General features: G+C 73.9%; 15 protein-coding genes. 11 read left to right on the top strand and 4 right to left on the bottom strand.

Translation table 11 applies throughout. From position 1 onward, the window contains the following. Positions 1–34 precede the first annotated feature (34 nt). Both AH6_RS41325 and AH6_RS41320 read right to left on the bottom strand, forming a co-directional pair. Positions 35–706 (bottom strand): AIM24 family protein, encoded by a 672-nt coding sequence (locus AH6_RS41325; protein ID WP_067491820.1) that lies wholly within the window; start codon positions 704–706, stop codon positions 35–37. Positions 707–833: 127 nt separating this feature from the next. Beyond that, positions 834–1739, bottom strand: coding sequence for a glutathione S-transferase family protein (locus AH6_RS41320; RefSeq protein ID WP_067491818.1), 906 nt, complete (start codon positions 1737–1739; stop codon positions 834–836). Between the two features lie 128 nt (positions 1740–1867). On the opposite strand from AH6_RS41320, the gene AH6_RS41315 reads away from it, so the two are divergent. Next, positions 1868–2548: a DedA family protein gene (locus AH6_RS41315; RefSeq protein WP_067491816.1), complete on the top strand. Its 681-nt coding sequence runs from the start codon at positions 1868–1870 to the stop codon at positions 2546–2548. Between the two features lie 29 nt (positions 2549–2577). On the opposite strand, the gene AH6_RS41310 is transcribed toward AH6_RS41315, so the two are convergent. Continuing rightward, the gene (locus AH6_RS41310) at positions 2578–3654 is read right to left on the bottom strand and encodes an NAD(P)H-dependent amine dehydrogenase family protein (RefSeq protein ID WP_067491814.1); all 1077 of its coding nucleotides are present in this window, start codon (positions 3652–3654) and stop codon (positions 2578–2580) included. A 237-nt stretch (positions 3655–3891) separates the two neighbouring features. Between AH6_RS41310 and AH6_RS41305 the strand changes: the two genes are divergently transcribed. Both AH6_RS41305 and AH6_RS41300 read left to right on the top strand, forming a co-directional pair. Continuing rightward, on the top strand, positions 3892–4794 hold the full coding sequence (locus tag AH6_RS41305) for an SDR family oxidoreductase (RefSeq protein ID WP_067491812.1): 903 nt from the start codon (positions 3892–3894) through the stop codon (positions 4792–4794). A gap of 1 nt (position 4795) precedes the next feature. After that, positions 4796–5590 (top strand): enoyl-CoA hydratase/isomerase family protein, encoded by a 795-nt coding sequence (locus tag AH6_RS41300; RefSeq protein WP_067491810.1) that lies wholly within the window; start codon positions 4796–4798, stop codon positions 5588–5590. A gap of 54 nt (positions 5591–5644) precedes the next feature. Here AH6_RS41300 and AH6_RS41295 read toward each other — a convergent pair whose 3' ends face one another. Further along, complete coding sequence (locus AH6_RS41295; RefSeq protein WP_067491808.1) at positions 5645–6490, bottom strand: sirohydrochlorin chelatase; 846 nt, start codon at positions 6488–6490, stop codon at positions 5645–5647. 192 nt (positions 6491–6682) lie between these two features. Between AH6_RS41295 and AH6_RS41290 the strand changes: the two genes are divergently transcribed. The 8 genes from AH6_RS41290 (at position 6683) to AH6_RS41255 (ending at position 14745) form a co-directional block, all read left to right on the top strand. Beyond that, complete coding sequence (locus AH6_RS41290; protein ID WP_067491807.1) at positions 6683–9283, top strand: sensor histidine kinase; 2601 nt, start codon at positions 6683–6685, stop codon at positions 9281–9283. Next, on the top strand, positions 9280–9681 hold the full coding sequence (locus AH6_RS41285) for a roadblock/LC7 domain-containing protein (RefSeq protein WP_067491805.1): 402 nt from the start codon (positions 9280–9282) through the stop codon (positions 9679–9681). Before AH6_RS41290 ends, AH6_RS41285 begins: the two co-directional genes overlap by 4 nt. A gap of 6 nt (positions 9682–9687) precedes the next feature. Further along, a complete protein-coding gene (locus AH6_RS41280) occupies positions 9688–10098 on the top strand; it encodes a DUF742 domain-containing protein (protein WP_067491803.1) in 411 nt (136 codons plus the stop codon). Further along, positions 10079–10693, top strand: coding sequence for a GTP-binding protein (locus AH6_RS41275; protein ID WP_067491801.1), 615 nt, complete (start codon positions 10079–10081; stop codon positions 10691–10693). Before AH6_RS41280 ends, AH6_RS41275 begins: the two co-directional genes overlap by 20 nt. Before the next feature lie 82 nt (positions 10694–10775). Beyond that, a complete protein-coding gene (locus AH6_RS41270) occupies positions 10776–13247 on the top strand; it encodes a sensor histidine kinase (protein ID WP_067491799.1) in 2472 nt (823 codons plus the stop codon). Continuing rightward, positions 13244–13690 carry a roadblock/LC7 domain-containing protein gene (locus AH6_RS41265; RefSeq protein WP_067491797.1) on the top strand — a complete coding sequence of 149 codons (447 nt, stop codon included), beginning with the start codon at positions 13244–13246 and terminating at the stop codon, positions 13688–13690. Before AH6_RS41270 ends, AH6_RS41265 begins: the two co-directional genes overlap by 4 nt. 1 nt (position 13691) lies before the next feature. Next, complete coding sequence (locus tag AH6_RS41260; RefSeq protein WP_067491795.1) at positions 13692–14120, top strand: DUF742 domain-containing protein; 429 nt, start codon at positions 13692–13694, stop codon at positions 14118–14120. Continuing rightward, a complete protein-coding gene (locus AH6_RS41255) occupies positions 14101–14745 on the top strand; it encodes a GTP-binding protein (protein WP_067491793.1) in 645 nt (214 codons plus the stop codon). Before AH6_RS41260 ends, AH6_RS41255 begins: the two co-directional genes overlap by 20 nt. Positions 14746–15206 lie beyond the last annotated feature (461 nt).

Here is a 15206-nt window from a genome sequence, read left to right as displayed (position 1 = left end):
GCCAGGCGAGCCCCTGGGCCGGGACTTCAAAAACTCAGGACGTGGCCTGGACGACGGGCTGGCCCTCGCTGGCCTGCACCAGCACGAAGCCCTGGCCCTGGAAGGCGAGCTGCATGGCCTCGCCGCTGCCCCGGCCGATCAGGGCCCCGGCCTTGAAGGTGCGGTTCACGCCGACCTGGAGGCTGGTGCTCCAGGCCACCGCCGACTGGCCGTCGGCGAAGGTCGGGGCGCGGCCCGCGTCCAGCATCACCGGGGTGCCGTGCGAGGTCAGCGCGACCCAGCCGGTGCCCTGGAGGGTGGTGTTGAACAGGCCGCCCGCGGCGATGCCCGCGCCCTGCACCCGCTGGATGTCGGACTGGAGGTGGGAGTCGTAGGCCAGGATGTTGGCCCCGTTGACGGTGATGCCCTCGTTCTCCAGGTAGAACAGGTGGATGTCGTCGGCGTCGTTGGCCACGAAGAGCAGGCCCTGCCCGGTGACGCGCATCAGCGGCACGCCCTCGCCGGTGAGGGCCTTCTTCAGGAACTTGCCCACGCCGCCGGAGCCCTGGTAGTCGAAGTCCATCTGCCCCTGGAAGGCGACCATGGAGCCCTGCCGGGCCAGGACGTCGCCGTTCAGGTGGATGCGGAGCATCTTGGAGTTCTGCGGGGTGAAGTGGCCGGGGACCGGCTGGCCCTGGTCCAGGTTGCCGAAGAAGGCGCTGCGCATGGAGGAGGGGCCTCTCTCTGCTGGTCGCTGTGCTGGTGGTGACGGTCGTGCGGGGGATCGCCAGCATAGTGTCGAGGTCGGACGACATTTGGACCATTTCGGGCATGCGCCGCTGTGCTCCCGGGGCTCAGCCCCGGCCGTGCGGGGCCTCCCAGTCCACCAGCGGGCCCTTGGGGACGATGCCGGACGGGTTGAGGGCGGGGTGGGTGCCGTAGTAGTGCCGCTTGATCTGGTCGACGTCGGTGGTCCCGCCGAACGCGGGCACCGAGTACAGGTCGCGCGCGTAGGCCCATAGGGCGGGGTAGTCGACCAGGCGGCGCAGGTTGCACTTGAAGTGGCCGTGGTAGACCGCGTCGAAGCGGGCCAGGGTGGGGAACAGGCGCACGTCGGCCTCGGTCAGCCGGTCGCCGAACAGGTAGCGGCTGGTGGTGAGCCGCTCCTCCAGTTGGTCCAGGGTGGCGAACAGCGCGTCCACGGCCTCCTCGTAGGCGTCCTGGGAGGTGGCGAAACCGGCCTTGTAGACGCCGTTGTTGACGGTCGTGTAGACCAGCTCGTTCAGCGCGTCGATGCCGTCGCGCAGGTCGGCGGGGTAGAGGTCGGGCGCGCCGGGGGCGTGGAAGGCGGTGAACTCCGTCTCCATCGCGATGGTGATCGCCGGGAAGTCGTTGGTGACCAGCCGCCGGGTCGTCCCGTCCCACACGCACGGCACGGTGTAGCGGCCCTCGAAGCCGGCGTCGGCGGCCAGGTACAGCTCCGACAGGAACGTGGCGCCGGTCACCGGGTCGGGCTCGGGGAAGCGCCAGCCGCGCTCGTCGCGGTACGGGTCCACCACGCCGACGCTGATCACCTCCTCCAGGCCCAGCAGCCGCCGCACGATCAGCGTGCGGTGCGCCCAGGGGCAGGCGAGCGACACCAGCAGCCGGTAGCGGCCGGGCTCGGCCCGGTACCCGCTGCTCCCGTCGGCGGTGATGGTGTCGGTGAACCGGTTGGACTGGCGGACGAAGCGGCCGCCGTCGAGTTCCTGCGCGGTCATGCGGACCCACCGTTCTGCTCGGGGGCTGGAGGACGGTCCCGCGGATAAGATAACCGCCTGCCGCCGCTGCGGAGCGGCCGTGCCGGGCCGCCGGACGCGCCCGGCGTCCAAGCGATATCGGGGTCCCCATGCTGGAGCACTTCAACGCCCTGGTCGACGGCCTGCCGCCGGCGTTGATCTTCCTTCTGATCGCCTTCCTGGTGTTCGCCGAGGCGGCGCTGTTCTTCGGGTTCGTCTTCCCGGGCGAGACGGCGATCGTGGTCGGCGGCGTGCTGGCCAGCCAGCACAAGTTGTCGCTGGCGGTGCTGCTGGCCACGGCGGTGGTCGCGGCGGTGGTCGGCGACTCGGTCGGCTACGAGATCGGCCGCCGCTACGGGACGCGCATCCTGGAGACCCGGCCGATGCGCAAGCACCACCTGAAGGTCGGCAAGGCGCAGGACCTGATCCGGCGGCGGGGGCCGTTCGCGGTGTTCATCGGGCGCTTCACCGCGCTGCTGCGGGCGCTGATGCCCGCGCTGGTGGGCTGCTCGCGGGTGCCGTATCCGCAGTTCCTGCTGTTCAACGTGATCGGCGGCGTGGTGTGGGTGTTCACCTTCACGCTGGGCGGCTACTTCGCGGGGACGGCGTTCGAGCACGTCGCCAAGCAGGCGAGCCGGGGGCTGGCGGTCGCGCTCGCGGTGGTGGCGGTCGTGGGGCTGGTGGTGTGGAGCGTGCGCAAGCACCGGCGGGAGGCGCGCGAGGAGGCGCTGTCGGAGGAGCGGGCCGACGGCGTCGAGGGCGGGGACGTGCTGGGGTCCGCGGGCTCGTAGCGTCCCCGACTCGTCGGCCCCCGGCGGGCCTAGACCAGCGGGTTCGGGCGCGCGGTGGGGCGGTGCCGTTCCGACACCCGCCCGGTGACCGGCGGCAGGTCCAGGAATGTCCGGATGCCCGGCTCGGCCGCGCACACCACCGGCACCGCGTTCAGGGCGTGCGCGGCGGCGGCCGCGACGCCGCTGCTCACCCAGTCCTCGTCGGTGGTCAGCGTGATCGACGGGCGGCCGTGCACCCGCACCGCGTAGCCGGGCCGCCCCCACTCCGGCAGCCGCCGCGCGTCGGCCTTGTGGATCACCTCGGCGGTCAGCACCGGGCGGCCGCCGGTCATGCCGCTGAAACGCCAGCGGGCCGCCGCGACCGTGCCCGCCGGGACGGTCCCGGCGGCCAGCACGAGGTCGGTCGGGGCCAGCCGGTGGTCCACGTCGACGTCGATCTCTTCCAGCTCCAGCCCCAGCCCGGCCGCCACCAGGTGCAGGCTCTCGCCGAACAACGACCGCATCGCGGCGCGGGCGGGCCGCAGGGCGTGCAGGTAGGCCTCCTCGGTGCGGCCGAACCCCACCACCTGGTGCACCATCCCCCAGGACGGGTGGGTGGAGAAGTCCGAGCAGTCGCGCGCGTAGACGTGGGTGATCTGCCGCGACAGCCGGGAGAGCATCAGCGGCATCACGTCGGACATGAAGCCGGGGTTGATGCCGCTGCCGTGGATGGAGGAGCCGCCGCGCTTGCAGGCGTCCTCCAGTTCGCCGACCAGGCCGGGGCCGTGCGCGTACGGGTAGACGAAGCCGTTGGTGGCCACCACGTTCTTGCCCGACGCCAGCAGCGCGGTCACCGTCTCCAGCCCGGCGAACGGGTCGCCCGCGGTGCCGGGCGCGTAGACGACGCAGTCGGCGTCCAGGTCCAGGACCTCGCCGAGGTCGTCGGTGGCGATGACGCCGACCGCGCCCCGCCCGGCCAGCACCCCGGCGTCCACGCCCGCCTTGTCCGCCGCGTGCACGCGCACCCCGGCCAGCTCCAGGTCGGGCCGGTCCAGCACGCCGCGGATGACGCTGCGGCCCAGCGCGCCCGTCGCCCACTGCACCACGCGGATCGGGCGCTCGCCCATGGGCCGCCTCCGTGTTCGGTGAGTCCGTGCTCGGTGAGTGAAGGAGACTAACCGGCCGGAGGCGGCCGATCACCGCGAAACACGCGATTTCCATGGAAGATTCAGGAACGGAGGGGGGCGAATCCGAGCGGCGTTCGGTCGACGTGGTACCACTGGGTAACCCCTGGATGATTACCTGGGGACGCAGTCGGTTGGCATACCGGCCGGTATGCCACAGGCACGGTGGAGGAGACAGGGATGTCGGAACTGCGCTATGACGGCCGGGTCGCGGTGGTCACCGGGGCCGGGCACGGCCTGGGCCGCCAGCACGCGCTGGAGCTGGCCGCCCGCGGCGCCAAGGTCGTGGTGAACGACCTGGGCGGCGACCGGACCGGCGCCGGCGCCTCGGCGGGCCCGGCCCAGCAGGTCGTCGAGGAGATCGTCAAGAACGGCGGCGAGGCCGTCGCCAACCCCGACAACGTGGCCACCCCCGAGGGCGCGCGGGCGATCGTCCAGACGGCGCTGGACACCTTCGGCAAGCTCGACATCGTGATCAACAACGCCGGCATCCTGCGCGACAAGTCGTTCAAGAACATGTCGGTGGAGGAGTTCGACTCGGTCATCGCGGTGCACCTGCGCGGGTCGTTCCTGGTCTCCAGCGCCGCCTGGGCGCACCTGCGCGAGCAGGGCTACGGCCGCATCGTCAACACCTCGTCGCCGGCCGGGCTGTTCGGCAACTTCGGCCAGGCCAACTACGCCACCGCCAAGATGGGCCTGGTCGGGTTCACCAAGACCCTCGCGCACGAGGGCGCCAAGTACAACATCAAGGCCAACGCCATCGCGCCGGTCGCCTGGACCCGCATGACCGAGGACCTGCTGCCGGCCGACTTCGCCGACAAGCTGGGCGTGGACCAGGTCACCCCGCTGGTGGCCTACCTCGCGCACGAGGAGAACCCCGACTCGGGCGAGGTCTACACCGTCGGCGGCGGCCGCATCGCCAAGATCTTCGTGGCGGAGGGCCCCGGCTACGGGCAGAAGGAGACCCTCACCGTGGAGTCGGTGCGCGACAACTGGGCCGCCGTCAACTCCGCCGACCCGCTGACGGTCTTCAAGAACGTGGGCGAGCAGATGGGTCCGCTGATCCAGCAGCTCACCTCCTGAGTTGGGCGACCTCGCGCTCGACCGGCGGGACGGGGTGCTCACCATCACCCTGTCCCGTCCGGAGCGCCTCAACGCCGTCACCGGCGCCCTGACCGAGGAGATGCTCGACGTCCTCAACGAGCTGATGCGCGACGCCGCCACCCGCGTCGTCGTGCTCACCGGCGAGGGCCGCGGCTTCTGCTCGGGGATGGACCTTGCGGGCGGCGACCCCGGGGGCGGCGACGAGGGCCGCGCGCAGCGCATCTACCGCGGCATCGCGCGCGGCGGCGAGGTGACCGCGCGGCTGCGGGAGATCCCGCAGCCGGTCATCGCGGCGCTGCACGGCCCGGTGGCCGGGATGGGCGTGTCCTGGGCGCTGGCGTGCGACCTGCGGGTGGCCGACCCGACCACCCGGTTCGTGGTGCCGTTCGTGGACCTCGGCCTGTCGGCGGGCGACTGCGGCCTGTCGTGGCTGCTGCCGCGCCTGGTCGGCCCGGCGAAGGCCGCCGAGATCTTCTACCGGGCGCAACGGCTGGACCTGGCCGCCGCCCGCGACCTCGGCCTGGTCACCGAGGTGGCCGAGGAGGGTCGGGACCTGGAGGGCGCGCTCGCGCTGGCCGGGGAACTGCTCGCCAAGTCCCCCTACGGGCTGCGCCGCACCAAGGAGCTGCTCAACCTGTCGCTGGACGCGCCGGGACTGCGCCAGCAGCTCGCCGCCGAGACCGGTGTCCAGTCCCTGGCGTTCTTCACCCAGGACCTGGCCGAGGGCATGGCGGCGACCCTGGAGAAGCGGCCCCCGGACTTCCGGAACCGCTGAACTGACGCCTGCGGCCCGTGGCTCCCCGCCACGGGCCGCAGGCGTTCACGCACGTCAGGAGGACAGCGCCCCCGCCAGCGCTTCCACGTACCGCAGCGCCGCCAGCCGGGCCAGCGCCGGGTGCGCGCCCAGCGGCCGGGCGTGCCCGGCGCCGACCATCGCGGCCACCGCCGCGATCCGGCCCGCGTCGGCCTCCGAGCCGATCAGGTGCGGGGCGATCGCCACCGAGTGCGCGCCCGACGAGCGCAGCTGCTCGGCGGCGGCCTTGATCGCGCCGTCGTCGTCCAGCGCCGCGGTGAACACCGGCGTGGCCAGCCGCGCGGCCAGCAGCACGCTGGTGACCTCGGCCTGCCGCACCGCCCCGTGGTCGCCCGGGGTGACCACGACCACGCCGCCGGCGGCGGTGACCATCGTCATCATGCGGATGCGGTCGGCGCGCGCCAGCCCGGCGTCGGCCAGCCGGTCGTGCAGCGCCTCGGCGATGAACGGGTGCGGGCCGAGCGGCTCGGCGGCCAGCGCCGGCGCGGGCGCGCCCAGCACCGCCTGCCGCACCGCGGCCTGCACCACCGGGTCGGGGCCGGTGACCAGCGGGACCACCACGGCCGCCGGCTCGTCCTGCCGCTGCTGCCGCAGCCCGGCCAGCACCGCGCCGAGCGCGGCCTCCGGACCCTCCAGATGCCCGACCAGCGCCGGCTGCCCGGTGTGCTCGATCTCCACCAGCCGGGCGAGCTCGGCCGCCACCTGCGCGGCGGGGTGCCGCGCGGAGCCGGGGACGGCGAGGACCAGGGCGGGGGACCCGGGGGGCAGCAGGAACGACTCGTCGCCGCGATGCCGCCCGCCGCGGGGGGTGCGGTGGCGCCTCGACGGAAGTGCCTCGGATGCCTGGCTTTCGGAACTCACGGCGGGAATGGTAACGCTGATCGCCGCCTTTCCGGAGATCTCCCTGCTCCCGGGAGCCAAATGTGACCCGGGAGCGGGGGTGGACAACCGTTACTTTTGTGGCGCAATGGTGGGAAGTTGTGGTGCGATGGCGGTCAGCCTCTATGATCGCGGCGAACCGCCGTCCGGGGGGACGACCTGTCACGGGGTGCCATGAATCCTCGCACGCGCTCGATCCGTTCCAAGATCGTGCTGCTTTCCCTGGTGCCGCTGTCGTCCCTGGTCGCGCTCTGGGCCTTCGCCGCGGCCCTCACCCTCGGCGACGTGCTGGAGCAGCGCCGCGCCGAGCAGTCCATCGACCGCATGAGCCGCGCCATCCAGGAGGTCGTCTTCGCGCTCGGCGCCGAGCGGCAGGCGTCGGTCACCTTCCTCGCCGCCCGCAACGACCGTCCCCGCGAGGAGCTGAGCGACGCGCGCGCCCGCGCGGACCAGGCGCTGGCGCTGTTCCGGCGGCAGGCCGAGGCCGAGCGCGAGGCCGCGGGCGACCGGGGGGCGGCGCGCATCACCCTGCTGTCGGAGGCGGTGCGCAAGCTCGGCGAGGTGCCGAACCTGCGCGGCCGCGTCGACGGCCGCGCCCTGGACCCGGTCGGCGCGCTCACCGCCTACAACGCGCCGGTGGACGCCATCTACGACTTCGCGGGCAAGCAGACCGACGTCGACGACGGCGCCCTGTTCCAGTGGGGCACCGGCGTGGTGCACGGCGCCCGCGCGATGGACCTGATCATGCGCGAGAGCGCGCTGGTGTCGGGCGCGGCCGCCCGGACCGGGCGGCTCACCGCCGCCGAGCACCGGCTGTTCGTGGAGTTGGTCGCCCAGCAGCGGCTGCGCTGGTCCGACGAGCGCGCCCTGATCCCCCCGGACGTGTACGAGCGCGTCCTGCGGCCGCACTTCACCTCCTTCGGCTTCACCACCTTCCAGCGGCTGGAGAACGGGATCGCCGCCGACGCGCGCACTGCCGTGGACGCGCAGGGCTGGGGCCTGTCCATCAAGTCGACGCTGGAGGGCCTGAACGAGGGCCACCTGCGCGGCACCAGGCTGATGGCCCAGCGCCAGGAGGAGGTCAGCGACGGGCTGCTGCTGCGCGTGGTGCTGGCGGGCGGCGTCGGCCTGGTCGCGGTGCTGGCGTCGATCGTGTTGTCGGTGCGGTTCGGCCGCGGCCTGGTCCGCGAGCTGACCGCGCTGCGCCGCTCGGCCGCCGACCTGGCCGGGCAGCGGCTGCCGGGCGTGGTGGCGCGGCTGGTGCGCGGCGAGAAGGTGGACGTGGCCGCCGAGTCGCCCCCGCCGGTGAGCGGCCGCACCACCGAGGTCGCCGCCGTCGCCGAGGCGTTCGGCGCCGTGCAGCGCACCGCCGTCGGCGCGGCGGTCGGGCAGGCCGAGCTGCGCGAGGGCGTGCGCCGCATCTTCCTCAACATCGCCCGCCGCAATCAGTCGCTGCTGCACCGCCAGCTCGCCATGCTGGACACGCTGGAGAGCCGCGCCGAGGCCGACGACCTCGCCGAGCTGTTCAAGCTGGACCACCTCACCACCCGGATGCGGCGGCACGCCGAGAGCCTGATCATCCTGTCCGGCGCCACGCCCGGCCGGGGCTGGCGGCGGCCCGTCGCGGTCGCCGACGTGTTGCGCGGCGCGGTCGGCGAGATCGAGGACTACACGCGGGTCTCGGTGCTGAGCGACTCGCCCGACGGCCTGGTCGGCGCGGCCGTCACCGACGTCATCCACCTGCTGGCCGAGCTGCTGGACAACGCCGCCGCGTTCTCGCCGCCCGCCACCGAGATCCGGATGATGGCCGAGCGGGTGGGCAGCGGCTTCGTGATCGAGGTCGAGGACCGGGGCCTCGGCGTGCGGCCCGACATGCTGGACCAGATCAACCGGCGGCTGGCCGACCCGCCGGAGTTCGACCTGGTGGACGCCGACCAGCTCGGCCTGTTCGTGGTGGCGCGGCTGGCGGCCCGGCACGGCGCGAAGGTGTCGCTGCGGCCCTCGCCGTACGGCGGCACGTCGGCGATCGTGCTGCTGCCGCACGAGCTGGTCGTCCCGGCCGAGCGGCTGGACGACGAGCCGGACGAACTGGGTCTCGATGAGAGCGGCGAGTTCGCCGTGCCCGAGCCTCAGCCCGAACCGGGATCGGGCCACGGCCACGGACCGGTGTTCGAGTCCCTGCCCGACCGCGTCGTACAGCTCCACGGCCCGCCTCCCGCCGCCGCACCCGCCCCCGCCGCCGAGCCCTCCGACGTGCCCTCGGACGCGCCCGCCGCCGAGCCGTTCGCGCCCTCCGCGGTGCCCGCCGCCAAGCCTTTCGCCGCGCCCTCCGCGGTGCCCTACGGCATGCCCGCCGCCGAGCCCTTCGTCGCGCCCTCTGCGGAGCCGTTCGCCGAGCCGCCCGCCCCGCCGCGCCCGCCCGCCAACCCCTGGTTCGACGACGACCCCGCCCCCGCCCCCGACCAGCCCGTCCAGGCGCCCGCCTTCCACGCCCGGACCCCCGCTCCCGAACCGGCGGCCGCCGAACCGGCGACCGCCGCCGACACCCATGCCGGCCTGCCCCGGCGCCGCCGCCAGGAGAGCCTGGCCCCGCAGCTGCGCACCACCGAACGGCCGCCGCCCCCGGCGACCGGGGACAGCGCGCACGGGGTGGTCGTGCGGTCGCCCGAGCAGGCCCGGACGATGATGAGCTCCATCCAGCAGGGATGGCGGCGCGGCCGCGCGGAACCGGGCGGCGACGGCGCCGGCGACACAGGCGAGGGGAACGACTCATGACCGACACCGCGACGGGCGAGCTGAGCTGGCTGCTCAACGACTTCGGCGAACGGGTCCCGGCCGTGCGGCAGTCGGTGATCCTGTCGCGCGACGGGCTGGCCATCGCCGCCTCGCACGCGCTGGCCCGCGAGGACGCCGAGCACCTGTCGGCGCTGGCGGCCGGGGTGCAGAGCCTGGCGCGCGGCGCGGGCCGGCACTTCGACGGCGGCGGCGTGCGGCAGACCATCATCGAGCTGGACCGGCTGCTGGTGTTCGTCACCGCCGCCGGCGACGGCACCTGCCTGGCGGTGCTGACCGCCGCCGACGCCGACGCCGGGCTGATCGCCTACGAGATGGCCGTGCTGGTCAAGCGGGTGGGCCGCCACCTCCAGACCCGGCCGCGCTCGGCGGGGGACTGAGCGGCGGTGAACCCCTGGCAGGACCCCGCGCACGACCCGCACGACCCCGCGCAGGACCGCTGGCTGGACCGCGAGGCCGGCCCGGTGGTGCGCCCCTACACGCTGACGCGCGGCCGCACCCGGCCGCGCGGCGAGACGTTCGACCTGATCGCGGTGGTCGCCGCGACCGGCGCCGCCCCGGCCGGGCGCTACCGCTACAGCCCCGAGCACCGGCGGGTGCTGGAGCGCTGCGCGCGGCCGGTGCCGGTCGCCGACCTGGCCTCCGACGTCGCGCTGCCGCTCGGGGTGGTGCGGGTGCTGCTCGGCGACCTGCGCGACGACGGCCTGGTCGCGGTGGTCGCGACCATCGAGCGCAGCGGGTCGCGGCCCAACGTGGGCGTGCTGAGGGAGGTGCTGGATGGCCTACGCGCCCTCTGACCCGCCGCTGGTCACCACCAAGATCCTGGTGGCGGGCGGTTTCGGCGTCGGCAAGACGACCATGGTCGGCGCGATCAGCGAGATCCGGCCGCTGCGCACCGAGGAGCCGCTCACCGAGCGCGGCGCGCGGGTGGACGACGTGACCGGCGTGGAGCGCAAGTCGACCACCACCGTGGCGATGGACTTCGGCCGCATCACGCTGACCGAGCGGCTGGTGCTCTACCTGTTCGGCACCCCGGGCCAGGAGCGGTTCTGGTTCATGTGGGACGAGCTGGCGCACGGAGCGCTGGGCGCGGTGGTGCTCGCCGACACCCGGCGGCTGCCCGACTGCTTCCCCTCCATCGACTACTTCGAGCGGCGCGGCACGCCGTTCGTGGTGGCGGTGAACTGCTTCGACGGCGTGGAGACCCACCGCGCCGACGACATCGCGATCGCGCTGGACCTCGATCCGGGCGTGCCGGTGGTGTTGTGCGACGTGCGCGACCGCGACTCGTGCAAGCAGGTGCTGGTGGCGCTGGTGGAACACGTGTTGCGGCTGCCGGAAGAGGAACCGGAGAGTCCCGGCGCGCCGTCGGTGGCGCCAGTTAACGGTTGATGCCGGACGATCCTGGTCATCGTCGGACGTAGTAGGCTCCGGCAGACCTCCGCACACCCCGTTCAGGGAGGTTTTCCGTCGTATGTCCCCGCGCCTGTCGTCCATCCGGGCGAGGATCACCCTGCTGGTCCTCGTGCCGCTGTTGTCGCTGGCCGGGCTCTGGGCGTTCGTCACCGTCACCAGCTACGGCGACGCGGCCCAGCTCCTGAACAGCCGGGAGTTCCAGCAGAAGTCGGTGCTGCCCACCCAGCGGCTCATCGGGGAGCTGCAGAAGGAACGCCGGCTGTCGGTGTGGCGGCTGGGCGCCGACCCGTCGGCCGACCGGGGCGTGCTGAACGCCCAGCGGCAGAGCACCGACGAGGCCCGCGCCGCCGTCGAGCGGGGCAGCCGCGACGCGGGCCTGCGCGGCGCGGTGCTGCCGCACGTCCGCGCCCGCATCGAGGCGCTGGTGGCGCGGCTGAACGCGCTGGAGTCGGTGCGCCGCACCGTGGACGACCACACCGCCGAGCGCCAGCGCGCGCTCGCCGAGTACTCCGGGATGATCGACGCGGGCTTCGCCATCTACAGCTCGGTCACCCCCGGCGACGGCGCGATCGCGAGCGACGCCCGCACCCTCACCGCGATGGGCCGCGCCCGCGAGTTCCTCAGCCGCCAGGACGCGCTGCTCAGCGGCGCGCTGGCGGCGGGCCGCATGACGGCCGCCGAGCGCGGCCAGTTCGCCCAGCTCTCGGGCGCGCAGCGGTTCCTGTTCGCCGACACCTCGCCCAACCTCCCGGCGGGCGCGCAGAACCGCTACCGGACGCTGGTCGACAGCGCCGAGTTCGAGCGGCTGCGCCGGCTGGAGGACCAGGTCGTCCGGGGGACCGACACCGTCCGCAACGTCCGGCAGCCGGGCCGGAACGGCACGCACGCCGTCACCACCCGCGTGCCGGTGACGCCGGTGGACGCCGCCATCTGGCGCGCCACCGCCGACACCGCCAACCACCGCCTGTACGAGTTCGAGAACGCGCTGCTGGCCGAGGTCACCGACCGCGCCGAGAACATCGCGATCGGGGTGTTCACCCGGCTGGCGATCGCGGGCGGCCTCGGCCTGCTGGCGGTGGTCGCCTCGGCGCTGATCGCCACGGGCGTCTCGCGGCGGCTGCTGCGCGAGTGCCGCACGCTGGCCGCGCGCGTCACCGACTTCGCCCGGCATCGCCTGCCGGTGCTGGCCGACCAGGTGCGCGCGGGCGAGCCGGTGGACGCGGCCGCCGAGCCCGTCGACGTCTACCGCATCAACGAGATCCGGGAGATCTCCGAGTCGTTCACCGCCACCCGCGACGCGGTGCTGGTGGCGGCGGCGGGCGAGATCGCGGCGCGGCGCGGCGTCAGCGAGGTCTTCGTCAACCTGGCCCGCCGCAACCAGGCGCTGCTGCACCGCCAGCTCAGCCTGCTGGACACCATGGAGCGCCGCACCGAGGACCCCGCCGAGCTGGCCGACCTGTTCCGCCTGGACCACCTCGCCACCCGCATGCGCCGCCACGCCGAGGGCCTGGTCATCCTGGCGGGCAAGAGCACCGGGCGCGGCTGGCGGCGGCCGGTGCCGCTGGTGGACGTGGTGCGCGGCGCCGTCGCCGAGGTCGAGGACTACCCGCGCGTGCGCGTGCAGCCGCTGCCGCGCATCGCGCTGGTGGGCACGGCCGTCGCCGACGTGATGCACCTGCTGGCCGAGATGGTGGAGAACGCGACGACGTTCTCCCCGCCGCAGTCGCCGGTGCAGGTCAGCGGGCACGCGGTCGGCAACGGTTTCGCGATCGAGATCGAGGACCGGGGTCTCGGCATGACCGAGGAGGCCGTGCGGGTCGCCAACGCGCGGCTCGCCGACCCGCCGGAGTTCGACCCGTCCGACAGCGCCCGGCTCGGCCTGTTCGTGGTCGCGCGGCTGGCGCGGCGGCACGACATCAAGGTGACGCTGCGGCAGTCCCCGTACGGCGGCACGACCGCGATCGCGCTGCTGCCCGGCGACCTCATCACCGAACACCCCGACGGCGACCTGGCGCTGCGCCGCAGCACCGGCCCGATGCCGGCGCTGGCGCAGAGCGGCAACGCGGCGGCGCAGCCGGGCGTCGTGCGGCTGGTGGCCGAACCGGCGGCGACGCAGGCGGCCGTGCCCGCCGCGACGCCCGGCAACGAGGCACCCGCGACAGACCCGGAACCGTTCGGCGCCAAGCCGACCGGCCCAGAGCCGTCGGTCCCGCAACCGACGCTGACCGTCGACGGCCTGCCGCGCCGCCGCCGCCAGGAGAACCTGGCGCCGCAGCTGCGCGACCAGGCGGGACGCGAGAGCCAGGGACGGCACGCCGCCGTCCCCGAGACCCCGGCACCGGAGCCGCAGGCGGCCCCGGTGCCCGCCCCCGCCCCGGCCGAGCCCGGCGGGGAACGGTCGCCCGAGTCGCTGCGCACGATGATGTCCGCCATGCAACAGGGCTGGCAGCGCGGCCGGCACCAAGCACAACAGGCCCAGGACCTACCGGACCAGGAGCCGCACCGAGCCGAGGAGGACGACACCCCATGACACACGCCCAGCAGATCGGAACGGCCCCGGCGGGCGCGCCCGGCGGCGAGCTGAACTGGCTGCTCGACAGCCTGGTCCAGCGGGTCGCCCAGGTGCAGAACGCGGTGGTGCTGTCCAGCGACGGCCTGCGGATCGCCGCCTCCAGCGGGCTCGCCCGCGAGGAGTCCGACCACCTGTCGGCCGTGGCCGCCAGCTTCCAGAGCCTGGCGCGCGGCGCGGGCGAGTCGTTCGGCGGCGGCGCCGTCCGGCAGACCATCGTGGAGATGGAGTCGGCGTTCCTGTTCGTGACCGCCGCCGGGCGCGGCGCGTGCCTGGCGGTGCTCGCCGACGCCGACGCCGACCTCGGCATCATCGCCTACGAGATGGCGATGCTGGTGACCCGCGTCGGCCAGCACCTGTCGGCCAACCCGCGCACCGCCGCCGGCGAGCCGGGCGGCGTCTGAGGTGACCCCGACCGGTGGGTCCGGGCCGCCGGGAGCGGCCTGGTACGACGACGCGGCCGGCCCGGTGGTGCGCCCCTACGCGCTCACCGGCGGCCGGACGCACTACGACGGGGTCGAGTTCGACCTGGTCGCGCTGATCGTCACCCGGGAGCCGGCCGAGGACGAGCCGGCCCCCGGTCCGGGCTCCGGTCCGATCGCGCCACGATGGGCGCCGGAACCGGAACATGAGATGATCTTGGAGCTTTGCCGCACTCCGCTGTCGGTTGTCGAGATAGCGTCGGAACTGGAACTCCCCCTAGGGGTCGTCCGGGTGCTGCTCGGCGACCTGCTCGACCGCTCGCGGATCGAGGTCCGGCGCCCGGCGCCTGTGGCCCAGTTCCCCAGCGAGCGCGTACTCAAGGAAGTGATCGATGGAATCCGTGCGCTCTGAGCCTCCCTCGGGCGACCCTCAGGCGGCCGCGGCCCCGGCCCCCGGCCCGCAGGGCGAGTCCGCGCTGACCGTCAAGATCCTGGTCGCCGGCGGTTTCGGCGTCGGCAAGACCACCCTGGTCAGCGCGGTCAGCGAGATCCGCCCGCTGCGGACCGAGGAGGCCCTGACCGAGAAGAGCATCGGGATCGATGACACCTCGGCGGTCTCGCAGAAGACGACCACCACGGTGGCGATGGACTTCGGCCGCATCACCCTGCCCAACGGCCTGGTGCTGTTCGTGTTCGGCACGCCGGGCCAGGACCGGTTCTGGTTCATGTGGGACGAACTGGCCAAGGGCGCGCTGGGCGCGGTGGTGCTGGTGGACACCCGGCGACTGGCGGACTGCTTCCCGTCGGTGGACTATTTCGAACGGCGGGGCGTGCCGTTCATCGTGGGCGTCAACAACTTCGAGGGCTCCGGCCGCCACACACCCGAACAGGTGCGCGACGCGCTGGACCTGCCGGCGGACATCCCGGTCATCAACTGCGACGTGCGGGACCGGGAGTCGGCGAAGCAGGTGCTGATCACGCTGGTGGAGCACATCATGCGGTCGATGAGCGGGCGGCAGGGGAGTCTTACTTACTAGGGAGTGTTTCCTGACGTCCCGGCCCAGCGGGCTCGCCTGGCGGCTCGCCCTCCTGACCGTGCCTTGGCGAGTGCCACATCGCTTCGCGATCTGGCCCGGTGGGGCTCGCCTTCGGCTTTGCCCCGCCGGGCCAGTTAGGCACTCGCGTGGTGGTTGGGGTCGGGTGCCGGGTGCGGGGCGCGGGGCTGAGATAGGTGGGCAGGTGTGGGAAACCCGCGCGGGCTGGGGTTAGTGGGCCTGTGCGCAACCCCGCGCGGAGCTGGGGTTGTTGGTTGGGTGCGGGGCGCGGGGTTGGGGTTGTTGGTTGGCTGTAGACCCCCACAGATACCGTCGGTGCAGCGACCTCGGCGAAAGCGGCTGTGTTTGCTTGGGGGGACGTCCCCCCAAACCCCCACACCGGGCCGTCGCGCGTCCGGCGCTCGCAGGACTCGCGCCGGACGCGCGACAACCCGGGCAGGGGC

The organism is Actinomadura hibisca NBRC 15177 (assembly GCF_001552635.1).
Taxonomy (GTDB): domain Bacteria; phylum Actinomycetota; class Actinomycetes; order Streptosporangiales; family Streptosporangiaceae; genus Spirillospora; species Spirillospora hibisca.
The sequence above is the reverse complement of the archived record's forward strand: the minus strand, read 5'-3'. Positions and strand labels throughout refer to the sequence as shown.